Genomic DNA, 25,925 nt, shown 5'->3' on the forward strand with positions numbered 1-25,925 from the left:
CCTGCGGATCATGTCGGGCGGTCGCTACACCCTGGAGCACACCGACGCCCGTGTGCGCGGCAACGCCCGCTCCGGCCTCGGCCTCCAGGTCCTCGACGCCTGGACGGGCCAGTACCGCGACACCGCGACCCTCTCCGGCGGCGAGTCCTTCTTCGCCTCCCTGGCCCTGGCCCTGGGCCTCGCGGACGTCGTCACGGACGAGGCGGGCGGCATGCCGCTGGACACCCTCTTCATCGACGAGGGCTTCGGCGCGCTCGACCCGGACACCCTGGAGGAGGTCATGTCCGTCCTCGACTCCCTCCGCGAGCGCGACCGCGCCGTCGGCATCGTCAGCCACGTCTCCGAGCTCCGCGACCGCATTCCCCAACAACTCACCGTCCACAAGGGCCGCTCCGGCTCCACCCTCAGCCAGGAGGACGCCTGAGCGACCTCCGCCCGGGCCCGGGTGCCACGTCCTGGCGGGCCGGGTAGCGGGTGCGGGTCAGTTGCAGGGCGGTGCGGGTCATCCGGTCGAAGGGGGTGGCGGAGCCCTCCGCGCGACAGAGGACCTGGGCGCCCTCCAGCAGGGCGAGCAGGGTGGTGGCGAGGTCGCCCGCCTCGGCGTCGGGCAGGCCGCAGGCCGTGAGGCGGGCGGCGAGGGTGTCGGTCCAGGAGGCGAAGGCCGTGGCCGCGACCTCGCGCAGGGACGCGTTGTCCGCGGGTTCGCCGGAGGCGACGGTGACGGCGGCGACCGCGCAGCCCGCGCCCGTGGCGGAGCACTCGACGACGGGCCGGATCAGGGCGAGGAAGGACTCGACGAACGTCAGCGGATCGTCCGCCGGGAGCGCGGCCAGCGCGGCCCGCACGTCCTGCCCGTTCCTGGTCGCCGCCTCGGCGACCAACTGGCCCTTGCCGCCCGGGAAGTGGTGGTAGATCGCGCCGCGCGCCGCGCCGCTCTCGCGCAGCACCTCGGTGAAGGACATGCCGGCCACGCCGCGCCGCCGCAGCGCCTCGACGGTCGCCTCGATCATCCGGTCCCGGGTGTCCGCGGCCATCAACGCCCACCATCCTCAGGCTCACGAAGGACTTGACTAGTACGCCCATCCTAGCCCACGCTGGAACCACGGCTAGGACGTACGTACTAGCTAGCCAGTGGACATACCGAAGGGACCCCTCATGCCCATCACCGTCACCGCCCCGCGCGGCGTGCTCACGCCCGCCGGGGAGCGCGAGATCCTGCCCCGCCTGACCGACGCCCTCGTCGAGGCCTCCGGGCTGGCCGGGAACAAGACCTTCCTGTCGTTCGTCGGCGGGACCGTCCACGTCCTGCCGCCCGAGGACGTCTACGCCGGCGGCACGAACCGCCCGGTCGTCATGGTCGAGCTGAAGCTGCCGAACATCGGCCTGCCCACGGCGGAGGCCCGCGCGGCGTTCGTCCACGCCGCGACCGCCGTCGTCGACGAGCTGACCGGTCCGGGCCACGAGCGGGAGAACACCTGGGTCAACATCCTCAACGCCCCGGACGGCGGCTGGGGCGTCGGCGGCGAGGCCCTCACCGGCGAGCGGCTGGTCGAACGGATCAGCGGCGGCGCCTGAGGCGGGGCCGACAGCCGGGAGAGGGGTGGCCCGGCCAGGACCGGTGGGGCATCGTGGAGAGCGTGCCGACTACCGAGGACGCCCAGGGCCAGGCCACCCCGTGGTGGCGAAGCGCCGTCATCTACCAGGTCTATCCGCGCAGTTTCGCCGACGGGAACGGGGACGGGACCGGCGACATCGCCGGCCTGAGGACACGGCTCGGGCATCTGGCCGGGCTCGGCGTGGACGCGCTGTGGCTCTCGCCCTGGTACGTCTCACCGCTCGCCGACGGCGGCTACGACGTGGCCGACTACCGCGACATCGACCCCGCCTTCGGGACGCTGGACGAGGCCGAGGCGCTGATCCGCGAGGCCCACTCGCTGGGCCTGCGGATCGTCGTCGACCTCGTGCCGAACCACTGCTCCGAGCAGCACCCGTGGTTCCAGGCCGCGCTGACCGCCGGGCCGGGCGCGCCGGAACGCGACCGGTTCCACTTCCGGGCCGGGCGTGGCGAGCACGGGGAGCTGCCGCCCAACGACTGGCCCTCGCACTTCGGCGGTCCGGCCTGGAGCCGGACCGCAGACGGCTCCTGGTACCTGCACATGTTCGCACCCGAGCAGCCGGACTGGAACTGGGAGCACCCCGAGGTCCGCGCCGAGTTCCTGTCCGTGCTGCGGTTCTGGCTGGATCTCGGCGTGGACGGCTTCCGCATCGACGTGACCGACCACCTGGTCAAGGAGGACGGCCTCCCCGACGCCGCAGGCCACCACCAGCGGCCGCACCCCTGGCGCGACCAGGAGGGCGTGCACGAGATCTACCGTTCCTGGCGCAAGCTGCTCGACACCTACCCCGACGACCGCGCCTTCGTCGCGGAGCTGTGGGAGCAGGATCCTGAGCGCTTCGCCCGCTACCTGCGCCCGGACGAGCTGCACACCGCGTTCAACTTCCCGCTGTTGCGCTCCCCCTGGAGCGCGGCCGCGTTCCGGGAGGTGATCGACGCGACGCTGGCCGCGCACGCGCTGGTCGGCGCGCCCGCGACGTGGGTGCTGTCCAACCACGACACCACCCGGCACGTCACCCGCTACGGCCGCGCCGACACGTCGTACGGCTTCGACCGCGCGGCGCGTCACGGGCTGCCCGTCGACCTGGCCTTGGGCACCCGCCGGGCGCGGGCGGCGGCGCTGCTGATGCTGGCGCTGCCGGGCGGCGCATATGTGTACCAGGGCGACGAGCTCGGGCTGTGGGAGGTCGAGGACATCCCGGACGAGCTGCGGCAGGACCCGACATGGCTGCGCAGCGGCGGCGTGGACCGGGGACGGGACGGCTGCCGGGTGCCGCTGCCGTGGGAGGGCCAGGAGCAGCCTTTCGGCTTCAGCCCCGCACGCGCCTCGGCCGCGCCGTGGCTGGACGTCCAGCCGGACGGCTGGCGGGAGTTGACCGTCGCCGCACAGAGCGGCATGCCCGGCTCGCACCTGGAGCTCTACCGGGAGGCGCTGCACCTGCGGCGCGCCCTGCCCGGGCTGGGCGACGGCCCGCTGCGGTGGAACGCATCCGCGCCGGAGGTGCTGGACTTCACCCGCCCTGGCGGCGTCCGTTGCGTCGTCAACCTCGGCCCGGAGCCGACGCCCCTGCCGGCGGGGGCGACAGGGCTGCTCGCGAGTGCGGAGCTCATGGACGGCATGCTGCCGCCGGACGCGGCGGTGTGGCTGCGGGGGCACTGACACCCGCGGAAAGGAGGCCCCTGCCGCACGGGGGGACGGGAGGGGCCTCACGCATCATCCTACGAGCTGGAGGACCGCCAATCCGCCGAATCAGCACCAGGGATCACTGAGCCATCGATCACTGGCAAGGTTGACGGTCCCATCCAGTAGCCCTACTTGGCCAGGCCAGCGCGGCGCAGGGCGTCGGCCATGGCGCTGTTGACCGCGCCGCCGTCACGCGGAGCGGGGGGCCGCCGGTCGCCACCGCGCTGACCCTGACCCCCGCCCTGGCCGCCGCCGCCCTGACCGCGCTGACCCCCGCCACCCTGGCCGCCCTGACCGCGCTGCTGGCCACCACGCTGGCCGCCCTGACCACCCTGGCCGCCGCGCTCACCGCGCTCACGCCGCCGGCCGCGGTCGCCGCCACCGGCCGAGCCCGCCTGGGCGTCGTCGTCCAGACGCAGCGTCAACGAGATGCGCTTGCGCGGGATGTCCACGTCCAGCACCTTCACCCGCACGATGTCGCCGGACTTCACGACCTCACGCGGGTCCTTGACGAAGTTCTTCGACAGCGCCGAGACGTGGACCAGGCCGTCCTGGTGCACGCCGATGTCCACGAACGCGCCGAACGCGGCCACGTTGGTGACCGTGCCCTCCAGCACCATGCCGGGCTCGAGGTCGGCCAGCTTCTCGACACCCTCCCTGAACTCGGCGGTCCGGAAGGCCGGACGCGGGTCGCGGCCCGGCTTCTCCAGCTCGGCGAGGATGTCCTTCACCGTCGGCACGCCGAAGGTGTCGTCGGCGAAGTCGCCGGGCCTGAGCGTGCGCAGCTTCGCGCTGTCGCCGATCAGGGTCTTCAGTTCGCCGCCCGTGGTGGTGAGGATGCGGCGGACGACGGGGTAGGCCTCGGGGTGGACGCTGGAGGCGTCCAGCGGGTCGTCGCCGCCGGGGATGCGGAGGAAGCCCGCGCACTGCTCGAAGGCCTTGGGGCCGAGCCGCGCGACGTTCTTCAGCTCCTTGCGGCTGCGGAACGGGCCGTTGGCGTCGCGGTGGGCGACGATGTTGTCCGCCAGCCCGGCGCCGATGCCGGAGACGCGGGTCAGCAACGGCGCGGAGGCGGTGTTCACATCCACCCCGACGCCGTTGACGCAGTCCTCCACGACCGCGTCCAGTGAACGCGAGAGCTTCGTCTCGGAGACGTCGTGCTGGTACTGGCCGACGCCGATGGACTTCGGGTCGATCTTCACCAGCTCGGCCAGCGGGTCCTGGAGTCGACGGGCGATGGAGACCGCGCCGCGGATGACGACGTTGAGGTCCGGCAGCTCCTGCGAGGCGAAGGCGGAGGCCGAGTACACGGAGGCGCCCGCCTCCGAGACCACGGCCTTGGTCAGCTTCAGCTCGGGGTGACGCTTGATCAGGTCCAGCGCCAGCTTGTCCGTCTCGCGCGACGCGGTGCCGTTGCCGATGGCGACCAGGTCGACGTTGTGCCTCGCGCAGAGCTTGGCCAGAGTCGCGATCGACTCGTCCCACTTGTTGGCCGGGACGTGCGGGTGGATGGTGTCGTACGCGACGACCTTGCCGGTCGCGTCGACGACGGCGACCTTGACGCCGGTGCGGTAGCCCGGGTCCAGGCCGAGCGTGGCGCGGGCGCCGGCCGGCGCAGCGAGCAGCAGGTCGCGCAGGTTGGCGGCGAAGACCCGGACGGCCTCGTCCTCGGCCTCGGTGCGCAGCCGCAGCCGCAGGTCGATGCCGAGGTGCACCAGGATGCGGGTGCGCCAGGCCCAGCGCACGGTGTCCTGCAGCCACTTGTCGGCCGGACGGCCGCGGTCGGCGACCTCGAAGCGGTTGGCGATCCGGGCCTCGTAGCCGCCGGGGGCCTCGGCGTCGGCCTCGTCGGCGTAGGGCTCCATCGTCAGCTCGAGCACGTCCTCCTTCTCGCCGCGCAGCATCGCGAGGACGCGGTGCGAGGGGAGCTTGACGTAGGGCTCGGCGAAGTCGAAGTAGTCGGCGAACTTCGCGCCGTCCTGCTCCTTGCCGTCGCGCACCTTGGCCACCAGGCGGCCCCGGCCCCACATGCGCTCGCGCAGCTCGCCGATCAGGTCGGCGTCCTCGGCGAAGCGCTCGACCAGGATCGAGCGGGCGCCGTCCAGCGCGGCGGCGGCGTCGGCGACGTTCTCACCGAGGTAGGCCGCGGCCTCCGCCTGCGGGTCGCGCGTGGGGTCGGCGAGCAGCGCGTCGGCGAGCGGCTCCAGGCCGTTCTCGCGGGCGATCTGCGCCTTGGTGCGGCGCTTGGGCTTGAACGGGAGGTAGATGTCCTCCAGCCGGGCCTTGGAGTCGGCGGCGCGGATCTGCGCCTCCAGGGCCTCGTCCAGCTTGCCCTGGCTGCGGATCGACTCCAGGATCGCGGCGCGCCGCTCCTCCATCTCCCGCAGGTAGCGCAGGCGCTCCTCCAGGGTGCGGAGCTGGGCGTCGTCGAGCGACCCCGTCGCCTCCTTGCGGTACCGGGCGATGAAGGGGACGGTCGCCCCTCCGTCGAGCAGTTCCACGGCGGACTGCACCTGTGCGGGACGGACGCCGAGCTCCTCGGCGATGGTCTGCTCAATGGACAGGGTCACTCTTGGTTACCGCTCTCTCGCTGGATACGTGCGGCGCCATTCTGTCCCGCCCGGACCGGGGAGGAAAACCACCGCGCGGTCGGGCGGGTCGCGGTGGCAGGATCGCGCCATGCAGATCCGTGAGGCAACGGACGCCGACTGGGCGTCGATCTGGCCGTTCTTCCGTGAGATCACGGCCGCGGGCGAGACCTTCGCCTACCCGACGGACCTCGACGAACCGACGGGCCGTGCGATGTGGATGGTCCGCCCGCCTGGCCACGTCGTGGTCGCGGTGAACGAGTCCGGCCTGGTGCTGGGCACCGCCAACATGTACCCGAACAAGATGGGCCCTGGCTCCCACATCGCCAGCGGCAGCTTCATGGTCGACCCGAAGCACCAGGGCCGCGGCGTCGGCGGCGCCCTGTGCCGGTACCTGCTCGGCTGGTCCCGCGAGCAGGGGTACCGCGGCGTCCAGTTCAACGCGGTGGCGGCGAGCAACACCCACGCGGTGAAGCTCTACGAGTCGCTCGGCTTCGAGGTCATGACGACCATCCCCGAAGGCTTCCACCACCCGGCGCTCGGCTATGTCGGGCTGCACATCATGTACACGCGGCTGTGACCGGTCAGTCCTCGTAAGTCCGCAGGCCTGAGGTGTCCACCGACCAGCGGCCGACGACGATGCGGTCGCCGAAGGCGAAGGGACGGCCTTGCCGGCGCGCGGCGAACTCCGTCAGTTCGTCCGCGACCGCACGCAGCCGGGAGATCTCCTCCGGGGCCGGTTGGGGACGGTCACAGGCCATGCCCCAAAACTACAGAATCCCGGGTGTGGTGTCCGATCGGGGCGAGGGCATTCGTAGTAAGGGTGAGGGGTCGCCCGCGAGGGGTGGCCGCGCACCCGGGAGACGATCCGAGATGCAGTACCTGCTCAACGTGATCCACGACAGTGCCGAGTTCGCGACCGAGGCCGAGCAGGCCGCGATCGTGGTGTTCAACCAGCAGATGAAGGCCGACGGCTACTGGGTCTTCGCCGGGGGCCTCGGGGTGACCGACAACGCGACCGTGGTGGACAACCGCGGAGATGAACCGCTCGTCACTGACGGGCCGTTCGTGGAGACGAAGGAGTACGTCGTCGGGTTCTGGATCATCGAGGCGCCCGATCTCGACGTGGCGCTGAAGCTGGCCGCCGGAGGGTCCAAGGCCTGCAACCGGAAGGTCGAGGTGCGGCCGTTCCTGTGACTGTCCACGACGCGATCACCCGGGCCCACCGCGAGGAGTGGGCCCGGATGGTCGCCGCGCTGACGAGGCGTTTCGGGGACCTCGACATCGCCGAGGAGGCCGCCGCCGAGGCGTTCGCGACAGCGGTGGAGCGGTGGCCGACGGACGGCGTGCCGCCGAACCCTGGTGCGTGGCTGACCACGACCGCGCAGCGCAGGGCCATCGACCGGATCCGACGCGAGAGTCGGCGTGAGGCCAAGCAGCAGGAGGCCCGGATGTGGCAGGACGAAGCGCCCGAGCCGGTCGGCGCGGTCGAGGACGAGCGGCTGCGGCTGGTCTTCGTCTGCTGCCACCCCGCCCTCGCGCCGGACGCCCGGGTCGCGCTCACCCTGCGACTGGTCGGCGGACTGACCGTGGCCGAGATCGCTCGGGCCTTCCTGGTTCAGGAGAGCGCGATGGCGCGGCGGATCACCCGAGCCAAGACCAAGATCAAAGCGGCGCGCATCCCCTACCGTGTGCCGGCGGCGGAGGATCTCCCCCGACGCGTCTCGGGCGTCCTCGCCGTCCTCTTCCTCGTCTTCAACGAGGGCTATCTGCCGACCGGCCCCGACACCGACCCGGTCCGCCAGGACCTGACGGCCGAGGCGATCCGGCTCACCCGCCTGCTCCGCGCGCTGCTGCCGAAGGACGGCGAGGTGGCGGGGCTGCTGGCGCTGATGCTGATGACCGAGGCCCGCCGCACGGCGAGGGTCTCGCCCGCCGGCGAGCTGGTCGCCCTCGAGGAGCAGGACCGTTCGGCCTGGGACGCCGCGCTGATCGCCGAGGGGCACCGGCTCATACGGGAGCGACTGGACTCCGGGGAGGCGCCCGGGCGATACCAGCTCCTCGCTGCGATCAACGCCGTCCACACCTCCGCCCGTGCCATGGACGACACCGACTGGTCCCAGGTCGTCGCCCTCTACGACCAGCTCGTGCGTCTCGACCGCTCACCGGTCGTCGCCCTCAACCGGGCCATCGCGCTCGCCGAACTCGACAGCCCGGCGGTGGCGTTGGCGTCCGTCGACCGGCTCGCCCAGACGCTGGAGGGCTATCACGCCTTCCACGCGGCCCGTGCCGAGCTGCTGCGCCGGCTCGGCCGCACGGCGGAGGCACGCGCGGCCTACGACCGTGCCGTCGAACTGGCGGGCAACACCGCCGAGACCGCCGCGCTGACCCGCCGTCGGGACCGCCTCTAGACCGCCTCTAGACCGCCTACAGGCAGCCGGACCTCAGCGCGGGGCGGCGGCCAGCTGGCGGGACTGGGCGACGAGGCGGTCGTTCGAGTCCCAGATCTCGCAGTCCTCCTCCAGGAAGCCGCCGGCGAGGTTGCGCGTGGAGTGGACGATGCGCAGCCAGCCCGGGGCGGGGACGGCGCGGATGTGGGCGGTGAGTTCGATCGTCGGGGTCCAGCCGAAGAGGCCGAGGTCGAAGGTGACCGGCGGGAGGGCGTCGACGGCGAAGAGGAGCAGCAGCGGGTCGGGCGCGTGGCCGTCGGCCATGCGGAGCCAGCCCTGGATGCGGCCCTCGCCGGAGGGCTGGCCGACGGCCCATCCCACGTAGGCGGGGTCGAGGCGGAGGTCGAGTCGCTGGAGCAGGTCGGCCGAGGCCAGGAACTGCGGCGGGGCCGCGTCCGTGCCGATGCACTGCTCGACGGGCGGGAGCTGCGGCGGCTTCGCAGTGGTGCGGACGTCCTCGTCGGCGCGGGCCAGGTCGCCGTAACTGGCGAGGACGCGCAGGCGCTCGACGCTGCTGCCGTCGTCGGCGGTCTGGCGCAGGGTGGCGGCGCCGGTGGAGAGCGTGCGGCCGCTGCGGATCGTCTCGACGTGCACCTCGGCCGGGCCGGGGCGGGAGGGCGAGATGTAGTAGCCGCTGACGGAGACGGGCTGCGGGTGGCCGCCCGCCTCCCCGAGGTGGTCGGCGAGCGCCCGGCCGACCAGGGAGAGCAGCAGGCCGCCGTTGATGCCGCCGCCGATGCGCCAGCCCGCGCCCAGTTCGGCGTCGTAGACGCCGGGCGCGCCCGCACGTCTGGCGACCGCGGTCCCCTGCTCGAACTCGGTCATGCTGCGCTCCTGACTCTGACCACTGTCATAAGTTACTTAACGGTAGTTAAGCGCAGCGCTTCTTCCAACGTCAAGGTGCATCTGCTACCACCGCGACATGGTTGCCTTCGAAGCCTATGCACTGGACAAGCGGATCGCGGTCGTCACCGGCGCGGGCAGCGGCATCGGCCGCGCCACGGCGCGAGTCCTGGCCGCAGCGGGCGCGCACGTCGTCTGCGCGGACGTCGACGGCGCCGCCGCGGCGCGCACCGCCGCGGAGTTCGGCGGCGGTGCGGCCGAGGTCGACGTCGCCCGGCGCGACCAGGTCGTCGAGCTGGTCACCGGAACCGCGCAGCGGCACGGGCGGCTGGACATCCTCTGCAACATCGCCGGCATCATCCGCACGGGGCTGGTCGTGGACGTGCCGGAGGAGGACCTGGACGCCGTCTGGGCGGTGAACTTCAAGGGCACCTTCCACGCCTGCCAGGCCGCGGCGCGGATCATGTGCGCGCAAGGGAGCGGAGCCATCGTCAACACCGCGTCGGGCGCGGTGGACAGCGCGACGCCGGAGATCATGAGCTACAGCGTCTCGAAAGCCGCGGTGGTGCAGCTGACCAAGAACCTCGCGGCGGAGGTGGGCCGCTTCGGGGTGCGCGTCAACGCGGTGGCACCGGGTCTGGTGCGCACCGCGATGACGTCGCGCCACTACATGCTGCCCGACGGCAGCATCGACGAGGCCGCTCGCGCGGCGGCGGAGAAGCCGCTCAAGCGGCTCTCCCCGCTCGGCATGATCGGCGAGCCGGAGGACATCGCGCACGCCGTCCACTACCTGGTCAGCGATGCCGCCCGGTTCGTGACCGGGCAGATCCTGCGCCCCAACGGCGGCGTGGCGATGCCCTGGTGAGTCGGCGCCCTGGTTACCGGCCGCGCAGCTCGCGGTAGCGGACGGCCAGACCCGCGGTCGAGGAGTCGAGCGCGTCCAGGCCGGTGCCCTCGACGAGCGACGGCTCGATCCGCTTGGCCAGCACCTTGCCGAGCTCGACGCCCCACTGGTCGAAGGAGTCGATGTTCCAGATCGCACCCTGGACGAACACCTTGTGTTCGTACAGGGCCACCAGCTGGCCGAGCACGGACGGGGTCAGCTCGCCCGCCAGGATGGTCGTGGTCGGGTGGTTGCCCTTGAAGGTCTTGTGCGGCACCAGCTCCTCGGCGACACCCTCGGCGCGCACCTCGTCCGGCATCTTGCCGAAGGCCAGCGCCTGGCCCTGGGCGAAGAGGTTCGCCATCAGCAGGTCGTGCTGCGCGACCAGGCCGGGCGCGAGGTCGGCGACCGGACGGGCGAAGCCGATCAGGTCCGCCGGGATCACCTTCGTACCCTGGTGCAGCAGCTGGTAGTACGCGTGCTGGCCGTTGGTGCCCGGCGTGCCCCACACGACCGGGCCGGTCTGCCACTCCACCGGCTCGCCGTCGCGCTGCACGGACTTGCCGTTGGACTCCATGTCCAGCTGCTGCAGGTAGGCGGTGAACTTCGACAGGTAGTGCGAGTACGGCAGCACGGCGTGTGCCTGCGCGTCGAAGAACGCGCCGTACCAGACGCCCAGCAGACCGAGCAGCAGCGGCACGTTCTGCTCCGGCGGCGCGGTGCGGAAGTGCTCGTCGACCAGGCGGAAGCCGGCCAGCATCTCCTCGAACGCCTCCGGACCGATGGCGATCATCAGCGAGAGCCCGATCGCGGAGTCGTAGGAGTAGCGACCGCCGACCCAGTCCCAGAACTCGAACATGTTGGCCGTGTCGATGCCGAACTTCGCCACCTCGGAGCCGTTCGTCGACAGCGCGACGAAGTGCTTGGCCACCGCCTCCTGACCGGCGCCGAGCTGCTCCAGCAGCCAGGTGCGGGCGCTGGTGGCGTTGGTGACGGTCTCGATGGTGGTGAAGGTCTTCGAGGCGACGATGAACAGCGTCTCCTCGGCGTCCAGGTCGCGCACCGCCTCGTGCAGGTCCGCGCCGTCCACGTTGGAGACGAAACGCACCGTCAGGTCGCGGTCGGTGAAGCTGCGGAGCACCTCGTAGGCCATCGCCGGGCCCAGGTCCGAGCCGCCGATGCCGATGTTGACGACGTTGCGGATCCGCTTGCCGGTGTGACCGGTCCACTCCCCCGACCGGATCCGGCGGGCGAAGGCCGCCATCTTGTCGAGCACGGCGTGCACCTCGGGCACGACGTTGACGCCGTCCACCTCGATCACCGCACCCCGGGGCGCGCGCAGCGCGGTGTGCAGCACGGCGCGGTTCTCGGTGATGTTGATCTTCTCACCGCGGAACATGGCGTCGCGGAGCGCCGCCACCCCACGGACCTCGGCGAGCTTGCGGAGCAGCGTCAGCGTCTCTTCGGTGACCAGGTGCTTGGAGTAGTCGACGTACAGGTCGCCCACCTGGAGGGTGGACGACTCGCCGCGCTTGGGGTCCTCGGCGAAGAGCGAACGCAGGTGCGTCTCCCCGAAGTCCGCGCGGTGCGCGGCGAGCGCCGCCCACTCGGGCAGCTGGTCCAGACGGGGTCCTTGGGTCATCACGCGTCCTTCCAACACCGGCCCGCCCTCACGGGCCCTTTCGTCAGGGACGAGCCTATGCCCTTCGAGGAAACGGAAGGTTGCGGGACATCAGGACCACGAAGAAGTCGCCCTGTTCAGGGGCACCGGACGTCGTGCTCCCCCCGGGGGCGGCGAGACCGTACCGACCTGCGGCTCCGCCGCGCGAGCGCGACCCGGCCCGGCCACACTCCCCCAGGGGCGCGAGACCGTACCGACCTGCGGCTCCGCCACCCGAGCGCGACCCAGCCCGGCCACACTCCCCCCAGGGCGCGAGGGGAACTGCGCGACAAGCCACCCACCCGCCTGGCACGCCGAACGAGCAGGGCCGTCCGCGCTGGGCGGTTCCTCGCGCAGCTCCTCGCGCCCCTGGGGGTGTCGCTCAGCGCGCCGCGGCGGTGAGGGGGAGGCTGAGGCGGATCTTGAAGCCGCCGTCCGCGGTGGGGCCGGCGGCGAGGGTGCCGCCGAGGAGTGCGGCGCGCTCGCGCAGGCCGACGATGCCGTGGCCGCCGCCGGGCAGCTGAAGCTGGGCGTCGTGGGGGCTCGGCGCCGCCGCCGGCGGCGCGGCGTTGGTGACGGCGACGCGCAGCGAGTCGTCCCGCAGTTCCACCCTGACGGTGGTCGGCGCGCCCGGCGCGTGCTTGCGCGCGTTGGTGAGCGCCTCCTGCACCGTGCGGTACGCCGCGCGCTCGATCGGTTCCGGCAGCAGCGGGAGGGCGTCGTCCCCGTAGCCGGCGATCTCCAGGGACGCGTCCGCCTCGGACTCCGCGACCAGGCGCGGCAGATCCGCGAGCCGGGGCTGGGGGGCCAGCTCCGTCGGGCCGGCGCCGGCCGCGCGCAGGACGAGGATCATGCTGCGGAGTTCCTCGAGCGTCGCGACGGCGAGGCCGCGCAGCGTGCCGGCGACCTCGCGGACGCCCGCGTCCTTCGCGGTGACCTGGAGCGCACCCGCCTGAACGGCTATCAGTCCGGCCTGGTGGGAGACGACGTCGTGCATCTCGCGGGCGATCCGCGCGCGCTCGCGCGCGATGACCGTCTGCGCGTGCAGCTCCCGCTCGTGGTCACGCAGCGTGGCCAGCTCGACGATGCGGGCCTGCAGCGCCTCGCGCGTCTGCATCAGCAGGGCGAGGGCCGCGGGGCCGATCGACAGCATGACGGCGTAGATGAGCCGCTGGATGTGGTCGCTCGCGGACTCCGTCAGCTCCTTGCTGATCGGCCACGGCAGGTAGAGGCCGACGCCGACCACCGCCGCCGCGAACCACGCCTGCCAGGCGACACGGCGCGAGCGGGCGACGGTGTACAGGGCGACCATCGAGGCGACCAGCGCCGTTCCCGCGTACAGGCCGGGCAGGGTGCCGACCAGCACCAGCCGGGGGAAGCGGCGGCGGAAGAGCAGGACGGCGCAGGAGACCATGGACGCCCAGAAGGTCCAGTCCTTCGTGCCCGGGTAGTTCAGCCCGGCGTCCAGGAACGCCGCGGCCGTCAGGATGAGGGTGACGGCGGCGTTGCGGACGCGCTGCGGCAGGCGGGCGACGCGGGTGCGCACCCAGCGGCAGAACCGGTCGGCCCGTCTGCCGAACGCCTTGCCGACCTGCCGACCGATCCCCCGTCCCGGCCAGGCCCTCACAGCTCGCTCTCCTCCAGCAGCCCGGCCCGCTCGGCCAGCACCGCGGCCTGGATGCGGTTGGTGACGCCCAGCTTGGTCAGCACGGCGCTGACGTAGTCCTTCACCGTCGCCGCGCCGAGGTGCATGCGGGCGCCGATCTCGACGTTGGACAGGCCGCGGCCGAGGAAGGCGAGCACCTGCCGTTCGCGCTCGGTGAGGGTGTCGACCGCCGCCGCGGCGGGGTGGCCGCCGGCCCGGCGGTTCTGGCCGAGGCGGCGCAGGACGGGCGTGGAGAGGCAGCCGGCGCCGGTGGAGACGGCGCGGACGGAGCGGGCGAGCACGTCCGGCTCGGTGTCCTTGAGCAGGAAGCCGCTGGCGCCGAGCCGCAGCGCCTGGTCGAGGTACTCGTCGGTGTCGAAGGTGGTGAGCATGGCGACGTAGGGCGCGTCGGGCAGTTCGCGGATGCGGCGCAGCAGGGTGAGCCCGTCGACATCGGGCATTCGGATGTCGAGCAGGACCACGTCGGGCCGCAGGCGCCGCACCTCGGCGACGGCCTCGACGCCGGAACAGGTGCCGACGACGTCGATGTCCGGCGCGTTGCCGAGAATCATGGCCAGACCCGACCGGATCAGCGCCTCATCGTCGACGATCATGGCTCGGATCGGACCGCTCGCTTGCGTTGGAACCACGCGCCTGTTTCCTACCTGTGTGTTCCGGCATGCGCCATAGCGCACCTCGCGCGACCGTACCTCAGGGCACAACCTTATGAAAATCGAACCCCCGATCGGAGGTCCGCCAACCGCCTCATGGGGGTGCCGACTCCGGTTCGAGTACAACCATGATGGCCGGACCGCACGGCAACGTGCCTGGTGGCGGGCACTACGGGGGGGTGCCCGTTCACCGGAGGCCGTGGCGGCCCACGCATCGGAAGCGAAATTTCCGAATTCTCCGCATTTGTGCAGGATCCAATGGATCCGCCGCCGCCGCGCGACGAGAAACCGTTCTCTCCGCTTCCCGTGGGAACCGTTCGTGATCTTCCGATCATCCTGTCCGAACGACGCGGTGAATTCGGGAAGGGGAGCGGCGGAATGCTCTGGCGGGGATGGATCGCACGGCGCGCGGCGGTGCCGCTGCTCGCGCTGGCCGTGGCGCTGCTGCCGTTCGGGTTGGTCTGGGCGGCCGGAGCCGGACCGGAGGCGGACGTCCGCTCCCAGGGCCGTGACGCGGTCTGGCTCGGACACGCGTGGGTCGACGGCCGCCACACCGACGCCGACGCCGCGTCCCTGCTGCGCAGCCTCGGCGGCGCGGGCGCCGGCCACGGCGTGCGCGACCTCTACGTCCACGTCGGCCCCACCCGCGACGACGGCACACTCGACCCGGCGCTCGCGCCGCGCGCCGCCTGGGTGATCGCCACCTTCCACCGGCTCGCCCCCGGCGTCCGGGTGCAGGCCTGGCTCGGCGACGTCGTCGCCTCGGAGGGCCCGAGCGGCCTCGTCCTCTCCCGCGCCACGACCCGCACGAACCTGCTCGCCTCGGCGTCGTCGCTGCTGGCGCTCGGCTTCGACGGGATCAACCTCGACGTCGAACCGGTCCACTCCGGCGACAGGGGCTACCTCGCCCTGCTCGACCGACTGCACACGCTGACGCGCGCCCACGGCCGGGTGCTGTCCGTCGCCGTCCCGCAGACCGACCCGCTGCCCCCGATCCGGGTGCTCGCCGGGGCGCTGACGGGACATCCGAAGTGGTGGTCGCGCGACTATCTGGCGGCTGTCAGCCGGCGCGTCGACCAGGTCGACGTGATGGCCTACGACAGCGGCATGCCGACGCCCGCCCTGTTCTCCGGCTATCTCGCCGAGCAGACCACCCTCGCCCTCGCCGCCGTCCCGCCCTCCGTCGACGTGCTGATCGGCCTCCCGGCCTACCGCGAGAACAGTCTCGGCCACCACGCCGACGCCGAGACCGTCCCGGCCGCCCTCCACGGCATCCGCGCCGGCCTCGCCGCCTCCCCCCTCCACGGCCGCCCGTTCGGCGTCGCCCTCTACGCCGACTTCTCCGCCTCGACCGCCGACTGGACCGCCTACCGCGACGGCTGGGGCTGACCGCGGAAAATCCGCCGCACCGGCTGTTCCGCTCCGGCCACTGCGCACCTGGGCGGGGTCGACGCGATCGTCCTGGTCGACGGCGGGACGGACATCCTGATGCGCGGGGACGAGAACGGGCTCGGCACGCCCGAGGAGGACATGGCCAGTCTCGGCGCCGTCGCCGGGCTGGACGAGGTCGAGCAACGGCTGGTCGTCTGCCTCGGCTTCGGCGTCGACGCCTACCACGGGGTCAACCACTCGCTGGCCCTGGAGAACCTGGCCGCCCTCGCCCGCGAGGGCGCCTACCTCGGCGCCTTCTCCGTCCCGCGCGAGAGCCGCGCCGGGGCCTGCTACCTCGACGCCGTCGCCCACGCGCAGGCCGAGACGCCGTCGCACCCCAGCATCGTCAACGGCTCGGTCGCGGCGGCCCTGCGGGGGGAGTTCGGCGACGCCCGGTTCACCGAGCGCACCCGCCGCAGCGAACTCTTCGTCAACCCGCTGATGACGCTCTACTTCGCCGTCGACGCCGTCGGCCTGGCCCGCCGCAACCTCTACCTGCCGCTGCTGGAACGCACCGTGCTGACCCGCCAGATCAGCACGGTGATCGAGGAGTTCCGCGACTCCCTCCCGGCGCTCCGCCCACCCAGGGCCTTCCCGCACTGAGCGGGAACAGGGCGTGGAGTTCGTGATCGTGACGGCCGGGTCGGCCCTGGACCACGCCCGCACCAGCCAGGCCGCATCGACCGCCTCTTCGGCCGCCGCGGCGCCTTTCGAGGACCCGAGCGGCCACAACACGGAGATCCCGACCCGGCCGTACGCCCGGTGGCGTCCGGCCTGAACCCGTCCCGCGTCCGTCCCGCGTCCGTCCTACAGGTGCCGCATCCAGAGGTTGGTCTCGGCGTAGACGCCCCGGTCCTGCTCGCGGTCGATCTCGACGAGGTCCAGGGCGTCGGGAACCACGTAGCGGCCGGACTGGGGGAAGGCCATGCCGGTCCACTTCTCCCAGTCCGCCACCGTTCCGGAGACGGCCATGGACCGCGGGGCGGGGGCGAGGAGGGTCGCGCCGAGGCGCTGGTGGGTGCGGATCCAGGGATCGAGGTGCAGGCCGTCCTCGCGGGTTCAGCGCGCGAAGTCGGCCATCGACGCCAGCGGGTAGCTCGCCTTGAGGGTCGGGCGTACCGGCACGATCACGCGGTGCAGCCCGGCCTCGACGGCACGGTCGCGCAGCGCCCGGATCACCCTTCCGGCCAGCCCGCCCCGCGTCCGGTCAGGCCGCACGGTCACGGCCATGATGCAGAGCGTGTCCGGCGCGACGGAGCCCTCGTGCTCGGTCACCGCGCGGACCAGCGCGCCGTCGTAGCCGTCCGGGAGCGTGGCCACGTCACCGTCCCAGGACAGCGGCACCGCCCGTCCGTCGGCGACCACCTCGCCGTCCTCCAGGAGCAGCAGGTCGTAGTCCGCGAAGTACGTCTCCACCTGCCGGCGGTAGGCGTTCGAAAGCGGGTCGTGCAGGACGAAGGTCGGCCAGCCGCCCCTGAGCGCCTTCCTGGCCTGCTGGTGGAGGTCGGGGCGCCGGGCGGTGGTGACGATCTCGGTCATGGCGTCAGTCTTCCAGGCCCGCCAGGAAGTCCAGGAGCGCCGCGTTGACCTCGGCCGGGCGCTCCTGCTGGGTCCAGTGCCCGCAGCCGGGGAGGGTGACGGTCGGCCCGAGGGTGGGGTACGTCCGCGGGAGGGCGTCGAGCACGCCGTCCATGCCGGGGAAGCCGACGACCAGGTCGCGGTCGCCGTACACGTACAGGCCGGGGACGCGGAGCGGCAGGCGGTCCCAGGCGGCCGAGAGCTCCCAGTTGCGGTCGAGGTTGCGGTACCAGTTCAGGCCGCCGGTGAAGCCGTTCTTCGTGTACTCCGCGGCGAAGACGGCGATGTCGTCCTCCGTCACCCAGGACGGGATCCGCTTGGTGTCGTCCAGCGACCCGAGGAAGCTCCCGTCGGGCTGGACGAGCGGCTGGGGCGGCTGTGGGTCGTTGCGGGGGTTGTCGCCGCTCGCGCCGTACAGGAAGGCGCGGAAGGTGCGCTCGGGGTCGGCGGCGAACTCGGCGTCGGCGAGACCGCGGCGGTTGAAGTAGGTCCAGTAGAAGCGGCCCTGGAAGAGCGCGTCCATGACCGCGAGCGGCGGCATGTCGCCCTGGCGCGGCAGCGGCGGCGCGACGCTGAGGCCGACGACGCCGCGGACCAGGTCGGGGCGGAGCAGTGCGGTCAGCCAGGCGACGGGTGCGCCCCAGTCGTGCCCGATCACGGCGAAGCGCGACGCCCCGAGCGCGCGGGTGAGCGCGACGACGTCGCCGACCAGGTGCGGCAGCGTGTACGCCTCGACGGACGCGGGCGCGTCGCTGCGGGCGTAGCCGCGCTGGTCGGGGGCGACGGCGCGATAGCCGGCCGCGGCCAGGGCGGGGAGCTGGTGGCGCCAGGAGTACCAGCACTCGGGGAAGCCGTGCAGCAGCACGACCAGCGGCGCATCGGGATGTCCCGCCGCCGCATAGTGCAGCGTGATGCCGTTCACCTGGACGTCGTGGTGCTCGATCGCGAACAAGGCCCGCCCCCTACCTGGTTACTCTGTCTGCTCCGTCAACCCGCCCCCACCTTAGGCGGATTGACGGAGCATGAGAACAACGGAGCGGACGGATCAGGCCTGCCAGCCGTACAGGTGCATCAGCCGGGCGGCGACGAGCGTGAAGCGGTCGAGGTCGAGGGAGGACGCCTCGCGGCGCATTCCGGCGGGGTGGACGCGGAAGACGCGCTCCAGGTTCACCCAGGAGTCGCGGGCCTCGCGGTCCCAGGGGCCCTGACCGAGGGCGACCCACTCGGCGACGTCGTCGCCGGTGCTGCGGTCGTGGCGCTTGCTGGTGAGCTCGACCGCCAGCAGCGTGCCGGCGTGCTCGCGGGCGACGATCAGCACCGGACGGTCCTTGCCGCGCCCGTCGCGCTCCTCGAAGGGCACCCAGGTCCAGACGATCTCGCCCGGGTCCGGGTCGCCGTCGTGCCGCGGCGCGTAGCTCATGTGCACGATGCGCAGGCCGCGCGGCTCCACCTCGATCGTGGCGGTGGAGCCGTTGCGGCCGGGATTCTCTTCGTACTCGCTGTGGTGAGTGCCACTCAGACCGATCATCCGGACAGGCTATCGCCGAGCGGAACCCCCGGTTTCGGCAGGTTCGCCGAGGATCGAGCTCAGGCGTTCTGGTTCTTGACCAGGGAGATCTCGAACTCGAGCACGATCTTGTCGCTGACCAGGACACCGCCGGTCTCCAGCGCGGCGTTCCAGGTGATGCCGTAGTCCTTGCGGCTGATCGCGTGCTGGCCCTCGAAGCCCAGGCGGTTGTTGCCGAACGGGTCGGTGGCCGCGCCCTCGAAGGAGAACGGGACGGTGATCCGCTGGGTGACGCCGCGCACCGTCAGGTCACCGGTGAGCTCGAGCGTCTCGCCGTCGAAGGCGGCGTCGGTGGAGCGGAAGGTGATCGTCGGGTGGTTGGCGACGTCGAGGAAGTCGTTGGCGCGCAGGTGACCGTCACGGTCGGCGTTGCGGGTGTCGATGCTCTCGACGTCGATGGTGAGGTCGACCGACGAGGCCTGCGGCTTCTCCGCGTCGACCGAGACCGCGCCGTTGAAGCTGTTGAAGGAACCGCGCACCTTGGTGACCATCGCATGGCGGGCGACGAAGCCGATCCGGCTGTGCGCCTGGTCGATGGTGTAGCTGCCGTTCAGCGCGGGGGTGATGGTGGTGCTCATGATGATTGACCTCTCCAAAGTGGTTGATCCGTCATCTACAGAGTGCACCGATCTGGATGACATGTCAACCAAAGAGGTAGGATTTCTTCCATGACCAGCACTTCCCGTCCCTCCCCCGCCCAGGCCCTCCAGACCGCCCACGCCGACCGGACCGCCGCCGTCCAGGCCGATCCCGCCGAGCCGCGCTGGCTCAGCCCGGCCGAGCAGCACCTGTGGCGCACCTTCATGCGCATGCGCCAGCAGCTCGACGCTCAGCTCGCGCGCCAGATACAGGCCGAGTCCGACATCTCCATCGCCGACTTCTCCGTGCTGGTGGTCCTCACCGACGTGCCCGACGGGCGGGTCCGCGTGCTCGAGCTGGCGCGCAACCTCCAGTGGGAGAAGAGCCGCCTCTCGCACCACCTGGCCCGCATGGTCAAGCGCGGCCTGATCGAGCGCGCCGAGTGCACCGAGGACGGCCGCGGCTCCTTCGTCGTGATCACCGACGCCGGCCGCCGGGCCATCGAGGCGGCCGCGCCGCGCCACGTCGAGCTGGTCCGCACCCTCTTCTTCGACCCGTTGAGCGAGGAGCAGGTCACCCAGTTGACGCAGATCTCCGAGCGGATTCTCGGCGCGATGGAGGGTTGCCCCGAGGTCCTTCCGGAAAGCTGAACAGGAAGCCTCACGGCGGACGGGCGGGACACGCGTGACGGGTGCCGCGGCCGGGAAGATCCTGGAAGGGAGCGCGGACGATGGCGCACAAGACGACGGCCCGCAAGTCGACGTCGCAGAAGACGACGTCGCGCAAGGCCCGCAGGACGACGGCACGCCGGCCTGCGGAGCCGGTCGGGCACGTCGAGCGCGAGCGCAAGTACGAAGGCGACGCGGCCGCGGCCCTCCCGTCGCTCGCCGACGTCCCGCTGACCGCCGGGGACGGCGCCGGCGCCGAAGCGGGCGGGCTGCTCACCGCCGTCGCCGCCGAATCGGAGAGCCTGCGGGCCGTCTACTACGACACGCCCGACCTGCGTCTGCTCGCACGACGGATCACGCTGCGCCGCCGCACCGGCGGCCACGACGCCGGCTGGCACCTCAAGCTCCCGGCCGCTGACGGCGCCCGCCTGGAGCTGCACCTGCCGCTCGACGCGTCGACGTCCACCGCCGATCCCGACGCGCCGCCGGACGTCCCACCGGAGTTCCTGACCCGTGTCCGCGCCTACGTCCGCGACGGCCGCCTCGCGCCCGTCGCCCGGCTCGCCACCGAGCGCCGGCGCACCCTGCTCACCGACGGGGCCGACCGCACCCTGGTCGAGCTGGCCGACGACTCCGTCACCGCCCAGGCGCTCGACCCGGCCGGCGCCGTGCGGCACGCGGAGAGCTGGCACGAGGTGGAGGCCGAGCTCGTCGACGGCGACACCCCGCTGCTCGACGCCGTGGAGCGGCGGCTGCTGAAGGCGGGCCTGCGCCGCAGCGCCAGCGCCTCCAAGCTCGCCCGTGCCCTCGGGCCGACGGCCCCCACACGTCCCGAGGCGGGCCGGACGACCGAGTCCTCCCCCGGCAGCATCGGCGCGCTGCTCACGGCCCTGCTGCGGCAGCAGGTCGGGCAGTTCCTCGCGCAGGACGCCGAGGTGCGCCGGGACACCCCTGACGCCGTGCACCAGATGCGCGTCTGCGCCCGACGCCTGCGCAGCACCCTGCGCGTGCACGAGCGGCTGCTGAGGGTCGACGAGGTGGCCGGCCTGGAGGAGGAGTTGCGCTGGCTCGGCCACGCCCTCGGCACCGCCCGCGACAGAGAGGTGCTGGGCGAGCGGCTGCTGCGGGACCTGGACACGCTCCACCGCACCGAGCACCCCGGACCGATGCGCCGCCGGCTGCGGAACTGGTCCCGGCAGGGCTACCGCACGGCCTGGCGGCAGACCGTGCGCGAGCTGGAGGGACCCCGGTACTTCGCGCTGCTGGAGGCCCTGGACGCGCTGGCCGCCCACCCGCCGCTGCGCGGGCGCGCCGACCGCCCCGCCGCCAAGGAGGTGCCCCGGCTGCTCACCCGCGAACAGCACCGCGCCTGCCACCGCGTCGCCGCGGCTCTGGACCTCACCCCCGGGACGCCGGAGCGGGACGACGCCATGCACGCCGCCCGCCGCGCCGCCAAACGTGCCCGCTACGCGGGCGAGGGAGCAGCGCAGCCGCGTTTCGCCAAGGTCATGAAGGACCTGCAGACGGTGCTCGGCGAGCGCCAGGACGCGTTCATGGCGGCGCAGGCCCTGCCGGGACTGGCGGAGGCCGCGCACCGGGCGGGCGAACCCGGCTTCGGCTACGGCGTCCTGTACGCCCGCCAACGCGAGGCGATCACCGCGGCCGAGGCCGAGGTTCCCGCCCGTCAGGCAGCGGCGAGTGCCATCCGGGTGAAGTGACGGGAACCGACCTGACATGCTCGGCACCATCCGTGGAACGGCTGATGAACTCGGGCGGGAACAGGGCGTTCCTGCCTTAGTGTCGCTTCACAGGAGGCGCACAAGCGGCGCCGCGTAGAGACACGGAGCCTCCCATGCTGGTGGATTCCTTCTCCTTCACCCACGACGAGACGGCCCCGTCCGTCGACTCCCAGGCACAGCTGCTCGTCGAGGCCGGCTGGCAGCTGCCGCGCCCCCGGCGGCAGGCCGCCGCCAAGCCGTGCACCGGACCGCACAGCTGCGGCCGGGTGCACGACGAGAACGAGCTGATCTTCGACGACACGGAGCGCACGGGCTACTGAGCTCCGACGGCTCGGAGCCCGGGCGCGCGGCTCCGCGCCTGGGCTCCGGAACCTCCGCTCCGTCTGCGTGGCGGCCCGCCATCGGGCGGGCACGGTTGTGGTGTACACGCACATGTCGGCGGGGCCCGGTCCGCTTCTAGGTTCCGGGGTGGCCACTCCCCCACCCCTGGAGCCCGACATGTCCGCCCTGACCGTCATGACCTCCGCCCTGCGCAGACAGAGATCCCTCCTCGCGACCGTCTCCGCCGCCGCCCTCGCCGTCGTCGGTCTGATCGCCCTGCCGGGCGCGGCGACCGCGAACTCCGGCTCGTTGACCCAGGTGAGCTCCTTCGGCAGCAACCCGGGCAACCTCGCCATGTACGAGTACGCCCCCGCGGGCCTGGCGAGCGGCGCCCCGCTCGTCGTCGCCCTGCACGGCTGCACCCAGACGGCGACGGACTACTACGACGACTCCGGCTGGGCGCAGCTCGCCGACACGTTCGGCTTCGCCGTCGTCTTCCCGCAGACGAGCAGCGCCAACAACGCGCTGTCCTGCTTCTCCTGGTTCGACTCGACCAAGGACACGCGCGGCAACGGCGAGGCGGCGTCGGTCAAGGCGATGGTCGACCACGCGGTCGCCCAGTACCACTCCGACACCGAGCGCGTCTTCGTCACCGGCCTCTCCGCGGGCGCGGGCATGACCGCGGACCTCCTCGCCGACTACCCCGACGTCTTCGCCGGCGGCTCCGTCGACTCCGGCCTCCCCGCCCAGTGCGCCACCAGCCAGAGCGCGGCCTCCGGCTGCCAGCAGAACAACCAGAACCTCACCCCGGCCCAGTGGGGCGACAAGGTCCGCAACTCCGATCCCGGCTGGACCGGTCCGTGGCCGCGCGTGGCGATCTGGCAGGGCACCGCGGACTACACCGTCTACCCCGTCAACGCGACCGAACTGCGCGACCAGTGGACCAACGCCTGGGGCGTCTCGCAGACGGCCTCCAGCACCCGGTCGCTGACCGGCGGCACCACGGAGAGCGTCTACGACGACGCGAGCGGCAACCCGGCCGTGGAGCTCTACAGCATCTCCGGCATGGGCCACGGCCTCGCGGTCGACCCCGGCTCGGGCAGCACGCAGTGCGGGCAGACGGGCGCGTACTTCCTCAGCTACATCTGCTCGTCGTACTACACGGCGCAGTTCTGGGGCATCACCGGCTCGGGCCCGTCGGCGTCTCCCACGGCGAGCTCCAGCGCGTCCGCCTCACCGACGCCGACGCCCACGCCGACACCCACACCCACCGCCACGTACACGCCGAGCTGCTCCCCGGGCTCGAACTACGCCCAGGTGACCGCCGGGCGCGCGCACGACGTGGGCGGCATCGCCTACGCCGACGGGTCCAACGCGAGCCTCGGTCTGGACAACGTCTTCTACAGCCACACGCTGGAGGAGACCGCGCCGGGCTACTACGTCATCGCCGACTCCGGCTGCCCCGCCTGACCGCACCCTTGAGGGGCTCCCCGGCCTCCCGCACCGTCACCCCCAGGGCGGCGGCGAGCGCCGGGGCCAGCTCCAGCAACTGCGTCGGCGTGACTGCGGCCCCGCGCAGCGAGTCGACCCCGTCGGCCAGTTCGAGCGCCACCGCCTCGCGCAGGTCCACCTCCGTCAGCTTCGCCTGGTGGAGGTGGACCTGCTCCAGCCGCGAGCCGGGGAACGAGCACTGGGTCAGCGCGGCGCCCGAAAGATCCACCTCCCGCAGGACGCAGTCGTGGAACACCACCTCGTGCAGCTTGGCCCCGCGCAGGTTCAGCGAGTCGAACTTGCACCCGTGGAACACCACGCGCCGCAGCCCCGCCCCGTGGATCTCCACCCCCGCGAAGACCCCGCCGACGGCCTCCACGTCCAGCCAGTTGCTCTCCGCGAGATCGCAGCCGACCATCCGCACGCCCTGCAGCCACACGTCGTTGAACCGCGCCCGCCGCATCCGCACACCCTCGAACGAGGCGGCGGAGACCGCCGCCTCGACGAAACTCGCCTCCTCGACCCGCTCGTCGACGAAGTCGACTCCGTCGATGTGCACGGTGTCGAACGCCCCCACCCGCAGACTGCCGCCGGCGAACCGGCGCAGATGCGCAGCGAACGGCAGCTCGTCGAGCTCACGGGGTGCAGGGACCTGGGTAGCCATACCCGCAGGCTAGCTCTCGGCGCTGACAGCCGGAGGCAGCGCCTCAGGGGCGCGAGGACGCTGCGCGGGCAACCACCCTGTGCGGATGGCCCTGCTCGATCGGCGGCTCACTCACCCCACTGGGTGGCTTGTCGCGCACGCAGTCGATCGAGCAGCGCCCCGTGCCCCTGGACGGTGCAACCACATGTGCTCAGCCGTCGCTGCGCTTGCGGTACAGGACGAAGGACTCCAGCGGGGTGATCGAGCCGTCCGGCTGGCCGACGTTGTAGTAGGTGACGTGCATGCGGGTGGTGTCACCCGCGTGGCGGCCCGGGTCGACGGTGAAGGCCGCGAAGCCGTAGGCGTGCTCCGCGTCGCGGAACGCGGACCAGGGGGTCTGCTCGAAGACGTAGACCGGCGGACGCTTGCCGTTCGAGCCGACGGGGCCGACGCCGGTGAGGACCTTGCCCTTGTCCGGGGTGAAGAGCTTGCCGTTGGAGGGCGCGGAGGTGCCGCCTCCGCCGAGGACCATGTGGACGGTGCCCAGCGAGGTGTCGATCGAGTCCGTCGCGTCGGAGACGGGGTTCGGCGTGAGGGTCTCGGTCCCACTGACGACGCCGCGCACCGCGAGCGAGCGCTCGTAGTGGTGCTCGTGGCCGCACACGACGAGGTCGACGCCGTAGCGGTCGAACAGCGGGCCCCAGAGCTGGCGCAGGCCCAGATCCGCCCCGTTGGCGTCGGCGGAGCTGACCATCACCTGGTGCATGCAGACGACGATCCAGTCGATGTCGCTGTTGGCGCGGGCGCGCCGCAGGTCCGCCTCCAGCCAGGCCGCCTGCGCGCCGCCGCTGTAGCCGTGGACGTAGTTGTCGCCGCCGTCCTGGTAGGCGACGTCGTCGTTCTGGAGCACGATCACGTGCACGGAGCCGGCCGTGAAGGAGTACCAGAGCCCGGCCGTCTCCGGGTCGGTGGAGCCGTTGCGCGGCAACGCGAACCGGGCCTGGTAGCCGGAGTAGCCGATCGGGCCGTTGCCGTGCTCGTCCTCGTGGTTGCCCGCGGCCGGCATCCAGGCGCGGAAGCGCGCGGAGCGGGTGTTGTTGGCGTGGAAGCCCTTCCAGGTGGCCAGCCGGTCGGCGCTGATGTTGGCGTAGCAGAGGTCGCCGTTGAGGAGGTGGAACAGCGGGTCCACCTGCTCGACGCCGCCCACGATGTCGGCGGCCGCCGGGGAGCCGATGCCGGCGTCGACGACGTTGAACCCGCCGTTGCCGTCCGGCTGCCAGACGGTGTTGGGGACGGCCTGGTCGCCGAAGCTGGTGAAGGTGAGGGGCCGTCGACCGCGCGGGGCGGTGCGGAAGGTGCCGGAGTCGGGGCGGGCGCCGCCGTGCATCGCGGCGTAGGTGTAGAAGGTGTCGGGCCGCAGGCCCACGAGGCGGGCGTGGTGCACGTAGACCGTGCGGTTGCTGACGCCGTCGACGTAGGTGACCGTCTCGGCCGCGACGCCGCGCCCGAAGCCGCCCTCGAATGTGCCGTATTTCACCTGTGGGTCGCGGACCGGGGCCTCGCTGGTCCAACTGACCGTCATCTGCGTGGCCGGATCCTCGCCGAAGGTCAGATGGAGGCCCTCCACCGGCGGCGCGCCGAGCGTCTCGGGCGCGGCGAGCAGCATCGGGGAGCCCCCTGACGGCGTGTCCGCAGTCGCGGCGCGCGCGGCGGGTGCGCCGATCAGGCTCGCACCGACGGCGAGCGCGCCACCCGCGCCGGCGAGGCGCAGCGCGGTGCGGCGGTCAACGACCGTTGACGTTGCGTCAGTCTGTGTTGACGATTCGTCGGCCGTACGGGGCATGGACGGTGTGGCGTCGTTCACCGGGA

27 protein-coding genes and 1 pseudogene are annotated in these 25,925 nt (G+C 72.4%); 14 read left to right on the forward strand and 14 right to left on the reverse strand.

Annotated features, from left to right (window positions below; translation table 11 throughout):
• Positions 1 to 424: SbcC/MukB-like Walker B domain-containing protein (locus TR49_RS31635; RefSeq protein WP_042387698.1), on the forward strand; the 424-nt coding region annotated here is incomplete at its 5' end.
• On the opposite strand, the gene TR49_RS31640 is transcribed toward TR49_RS31635, so the two are convergent.
• Positions 405 to 1,034 carry a TetR/AcrR family transcriptional regulator gene (locus tag TR49_RS31640; protein ID WP_042387700.1) on the reverse strand — a complete coding sequence of 210 codons (630 nt, stop codon included), beginning with the start codon at positions 1,032 to 1,034 and terminating at the stop codon, positions 405 to 407. The two genes, TR49_RS31635 and TR49_RS31640, sit on opposite strands and share 20 nt — an antisense overlap.
• Positions 1,035 to 1,155: 121 nt before the next feature.
• On the opposite strand from TR49_RS31640, the gene TR49_RS31645 reads away from it, so the two are divergent.
• Both TR49_RS31645 and TR49_RS31650 read left to right on the forward strand, forming a co-directional pair.
• Positions 1,156 to 1,575: a tautomerase family protein gene (locus TR49_RS31645; RefSeq protein WP_042387702.1), complete on the forward strand. Its 420-nt coding sequence runs from the start codon at positions 1,156 to 1,158 to the stop codon at positions 1,573 to 1,575.
• A gap of 62 nt (positions 1,576 to 1,637) precedes the next feature.
• Positions 1,638 to 3,275: a glycoside hydrolase family 13 protein gene (locus TR49_RS31650; RefSeq protein WP_201776251.1), complete on the forward strand. Its 1,638-nt coding sequence runs from the start codon at positions 1,638 to 1,640 to the stop codon at positions 3,273 to 3,275.
• 152 nt (positions 3,276 to 3,427) lie between these two features.
• Here TR49_RS31650 and TR49_RS31655 read toward each other — a convergent pair whose 3' ends face one another.
• A complete protein-coding gene (locus tag TR49_RS31655; protein WP_042387706.1) occupies positions 3,428 to 5,869 on the reverse strand; it encodes a Tex family protein in 2,442 nt (813 codons plus the stop codon).
• Between the two features lie 109 nt (positions 5,870 to 5,978).
• Here TR49_RS31655 and TR49_RS31660 point away from each other — a divergent pair, with 109 nt between their 5' ends.
• Positions 5,979 to 6,467, forward strand: a complete 489-nt coding sequence (locus tag TR49_RS31660; RefSeq protein WP_042387708.1) for a GNAT family N-acetyltransferase — start codon at positions 5,979 to 5,981, stop codon at positions 6,465 to 6,467.
• A gap of 4 nt (positions 6,468 to 6,471) precedes the next feature.
• On the opposite strand, the gene TR49_RS44135 is transcribed toward TR49_RS31660, so the two are convergent.
• Entirely contained in the window at positions 6,472 to 6,648 is a 177-nt protein-coding gene (locus TR49_RS44135) for a hypothetical protein (RefSeq protein WP_160311664.1), read from the reverse strand.
• Between the two features lie 112 nt (positions 6,649 to 6,760).
• Here TR49_RS44135 and TR49_RS31665 point away from each other — a divergent pair, with 112 nt between their 5' ends.
• A complete protein-coding gene (locus TR49_RS31665; protein ID WP_042387710.1) occupies positions 6,761 to 7,084 on the forward strand; it encodes a YciI family protein in 324 nt (107 codons plus the stop codon).
• A 47-nt stretch (positions 7,085 to 7,131) separates the two neighbouring features.
• On the forward strand, positions 7,132 to 8,298 hold the full coding sequence (locus TR49_RS31670) for an RNA polymerase sigma factor (RefSeq protein ID WP_042387777.1): 1,167 nt from the start codon (positions 7,132 to 7,134) through the stop codon (positions 8,296 to 8,298).
• A 33-nt stretch (positions 8,299 to 8,331) separates the two neighbouring features.
• Here the strand turns inward: TR49_RS31670 and TR49_RS31675 are convergent, their stop codons facing one another.
• Positions 8,332 to 9,162, reverse strand: coding sequence for a thioesterase family protein (locus TR49_RS31675; RefSeq protein ID WP_042387714.1), 831 nt, complete (start codon positions 9,160 to 9,162; stop codon positions 8,332 to 8,334).
• Between the two features lie 97 nt (positions 9,163 to 9,259).
• On the opposite strand from TR49_RS31675, the gene TR49_RS31680 reads away from it, so the two are divergent.
• On the forward strand, positions 9,260 to 10,045 hold the full coding sequence (locus tag TR49_RS31680) for an SDR family NAD(P)-dependent oxidoreductase (RefSeq protein WP_042387715.1): 786 nt from the start codon (positions 9,260 to 9,262) through the stop codon (positions 10,043 to 10,045).
• Between the two features lie 13 nt (positions 10,046 to 10,058).
• Here TR49_RS31680 and pgi read toward each other — a convergent pair whose 3' ends face one another.
• From pgi to TR49_RS31695, 3 genes are all read right to left on the reverse strand, one after another.
• Positions 10,059 to 11,705, reverse strand: a complete 1,647-nt coding sequence (gene pgi / locus TR49_RS31685; protein ID WP_042387717.1) for a glucose-6-phosphate isomerase — start codon at positions 11,703 to 11,705, stop codon at positions 10,059 to 10,061.
• Positions 11,706 to 12,105: 400 nt separating this feature from the next.
• Positions 12,106 to 13,350, reverse strand: coding sequence for a sensor histidine kinase (locus TR49_RS31690; RefSeq protein ID WP_052434808.1), 1,245 nt, complete (start codon positions 13,348 to 13,350; stop codon positions 12,106 to 12,108).
• On the reverse strand, positions 13,347 to 13,982 hold the full coding sequence (locus TR49_RS31695; protein WP_042387719.1) for a response regulator: 636 nt from the start codon (positions 13,980 to 13,982) through the stop codon (positions 13,347 to 13,349). The genes TR49_RS31690 and TR49_RS31695 overlap by 4 nt, the downstream gene beginning before the upstream one ends.
• Positions 13,983 to 14,417: 435 nt before the next feature.
• Between TR49_RS31695 and TR49_RS43210 the strand changes: the two genes are divergently transcribed.
• The 3 genes and pseudogenes from TR49_RS43210 to TR49_RS44395 all read left to right on the forward strand — a co-directional run bounded on the left by TR49_RS43210 (position 14,418) and on the right by TR49_RS44395 (position 16,248).
• Positions 14,418 to 15,428 (forward strand): glycoside hydrolase family 18 protein, encoded by a 1,011-nt coding sequence (locus TR49_RS43210; RefSeq protein ID WP_063770226.1) that lies wholly within the window; start codon positions 14,418 to 14,420, stop codon positions 15,426 to 15,428.
• Between the two features lie 45 nt (positions 15,429 to 15,473).
• Positions 15,474 to 16,073, forward strand: a pseudogene (locus TR49_RS43215) (DUF1152 domain-containing protein); the annotation flags it as partial.
• A 13-nt stretch (positions 16,074 to 16,086) separates the two neighbouring features.
• Positions 16,087 to 16,248, forward strand: coding sequence for a hypothetical protein (locus TR49_RS44395; protein ID WP_162484688.1), 162 nt, complete (start codon positions 16,087 to 16,089; stop codon positions 16,246 to 16,248).
• 29 nt (positions 16,249 to 16,277) lie between these two features.
• Here the strand turns inward: TR49_RS44395 and TR49_RS45075 are convergent, their stop codons facing one another.
• From TR49_RS45075 to TR49_RS31725, 5 genes are all read right to left on the reverse strand, one after another.
• Entirely contained in the window at positions 16,278 to 16,442 is a 165-nt protein-coding gene (locus tag TR49_RS45075; protein WP_201776252.1) for a hypothetical protein, read from the reverse strand.
• An 87-nt stretch (positions 16,443 to 16,529) separates the two neighbouring features.
• Positions 16,530 to 17,009, reverse strand: a complete 480-nt coding sequence (locus TR49_RS31710) for a GNAT family N-acetyltransferase (protein ID WP_201776253.1) — start codon at positions 17,007 to 17,009, stop codon at positions 16,530 to 16,532.
• Positions 17,010 to 17,013: 4 nt separating this feature from the next.
• Positions 17,014 to 18,000, reverse strand: a complete 987-nt coding sequence (locus tag TR49_RS31715; protein WP_174501625.1) for an alpha/beta fold hydrolase — start codon at positions 17,998 to 18,000, stop codon at positions 17,014 to 17,016.
• A 93-nt stretch (positions 18,001 to 18,093) separates the two neighbouring features.
• On the reverse strand, positions 18,094 to 18,576 hold the full coding sequence (locus TR49_RS31720; RefSeq protein ID WP_042387722.1) for a type II toxin-antitoxin system PemK/MazF family toxin: 483 nt from the start codon (positions 18,574 to 18,576) through the stop codon (positions 18,094 to 18,096).
• 59 nt (positions 18,577 to 18,635) lie between these two features.
• Complete coding sequence (locus TR49_RS31725; RefSeq protein WP_042387724.1) at positions 18,636 to 19,193, reverse strand: YceI family protein; 558 nt, start codon at positions 19,191 to 19,193, stop codon at positions 18,636 to 18,638.
• A 225-nt stretch (positions 19,194 to 19,418) separates the two neighbouring features.
• Between TR49_RS31725 and TR49_RS31730 the strand changes: the two genes are divergently transcribed.
• The 4 genes from TR49_RS31730 (at position 19,419) to TR49_RS31745 (ending at position 23,392) form a co-directional block, all read left to right on the forward strand.
• Complete coding sequence (locus TR49_RS31730) at positions 19,419 to 19,844, forward strand: MarR family winged helix-turn-helix transcriptional regulator (protein ID WP_042387787.1); 426 nt, start codon at positions 19,419 to 19,421, stop codon at positions 19,842 to 19,844.
• Between the two features lie 80 nt (positions 19,845 to 19,924).
• Entirely contained in the window at positions 19,925 to 21,580 is a 1,656-nt protein-coding gene (locus TR49_RS31735) for a CYTH and CHAD domain-containing protein (protein WP_052434809.1), read from the forward strand.
• Between the two features lie 134 nt (positions 21,581 to 21,714).
• Positions 21,715 to 21,921, forward strand: a complete 207-nt coding sequence (locus tag TR49_RS31740) for a hypothetical protein (protein WP_042387726.1) — start codon at positions 21,715 to 21,717, stop codon at positions 21,919 to 21,921.
• Positions 21,922 to 22,117: 196 nt separating this feature from the next.
• Positions 22,118 to 23,392, forward strand: coding sequence for an extracellular catalytic domain type 1 short-chain-length polyhydroxyalkanoate depolymerase (locus TR49_RS31745; RefSeq protein WP_042387792.1), 1,275 nt, complete (start codon positions 22,118 to 22,120; stop codon positions 23,390 to 23,392).
• Here the strand turns inward: TR49_RS31745 and TR49_RS31750 are convergent.
• Together TR49_RS31750 and TR49_RS31755 are read right to left on the reverse strand one after the other, a co-directional pair.
• Entirely contained in the window at positions 23,364 to 24,077 is a 714-nt protein-coding gene (locus TR49_RS31750) for a pentapeptide repeat-containing protein (RefSeq protein WP_042387728.1), read from the reverse strand. The genes TR49_RS31745 and TR49_RS31750 overlap by 29 nt on opposite strands.
• Before the next feature lie 190 nt (positions 24,078 to 24,267).
• Positions 24,268 to 25,920 carry a purple acid phosphatase family protein gene (locus TR49_RS31755; RefSeq protein WP_369405351.1) on the reverse strand — a complete coding sequence of 551 codons (1,653 nt, stop codon included), beginning with the start codon at positions 25,918 to 25,920 and terminating at the stop codon, positions 24,268 to 24,270.
• Positions 25,921 to 25,925 lie beyond the last annotated feature (5 nt).

Origin of the sequence: Streptacidiphilus melanogenes, assembly GCF_000787835.1 — a bacterium.
Classification (GTDB): Bacteria; Actinomycetota; Actinomycetes; order Streptomycetales; family Streptomycetaceae; genus Streptacidiphilus; species Streptacidiphilus melanogenes.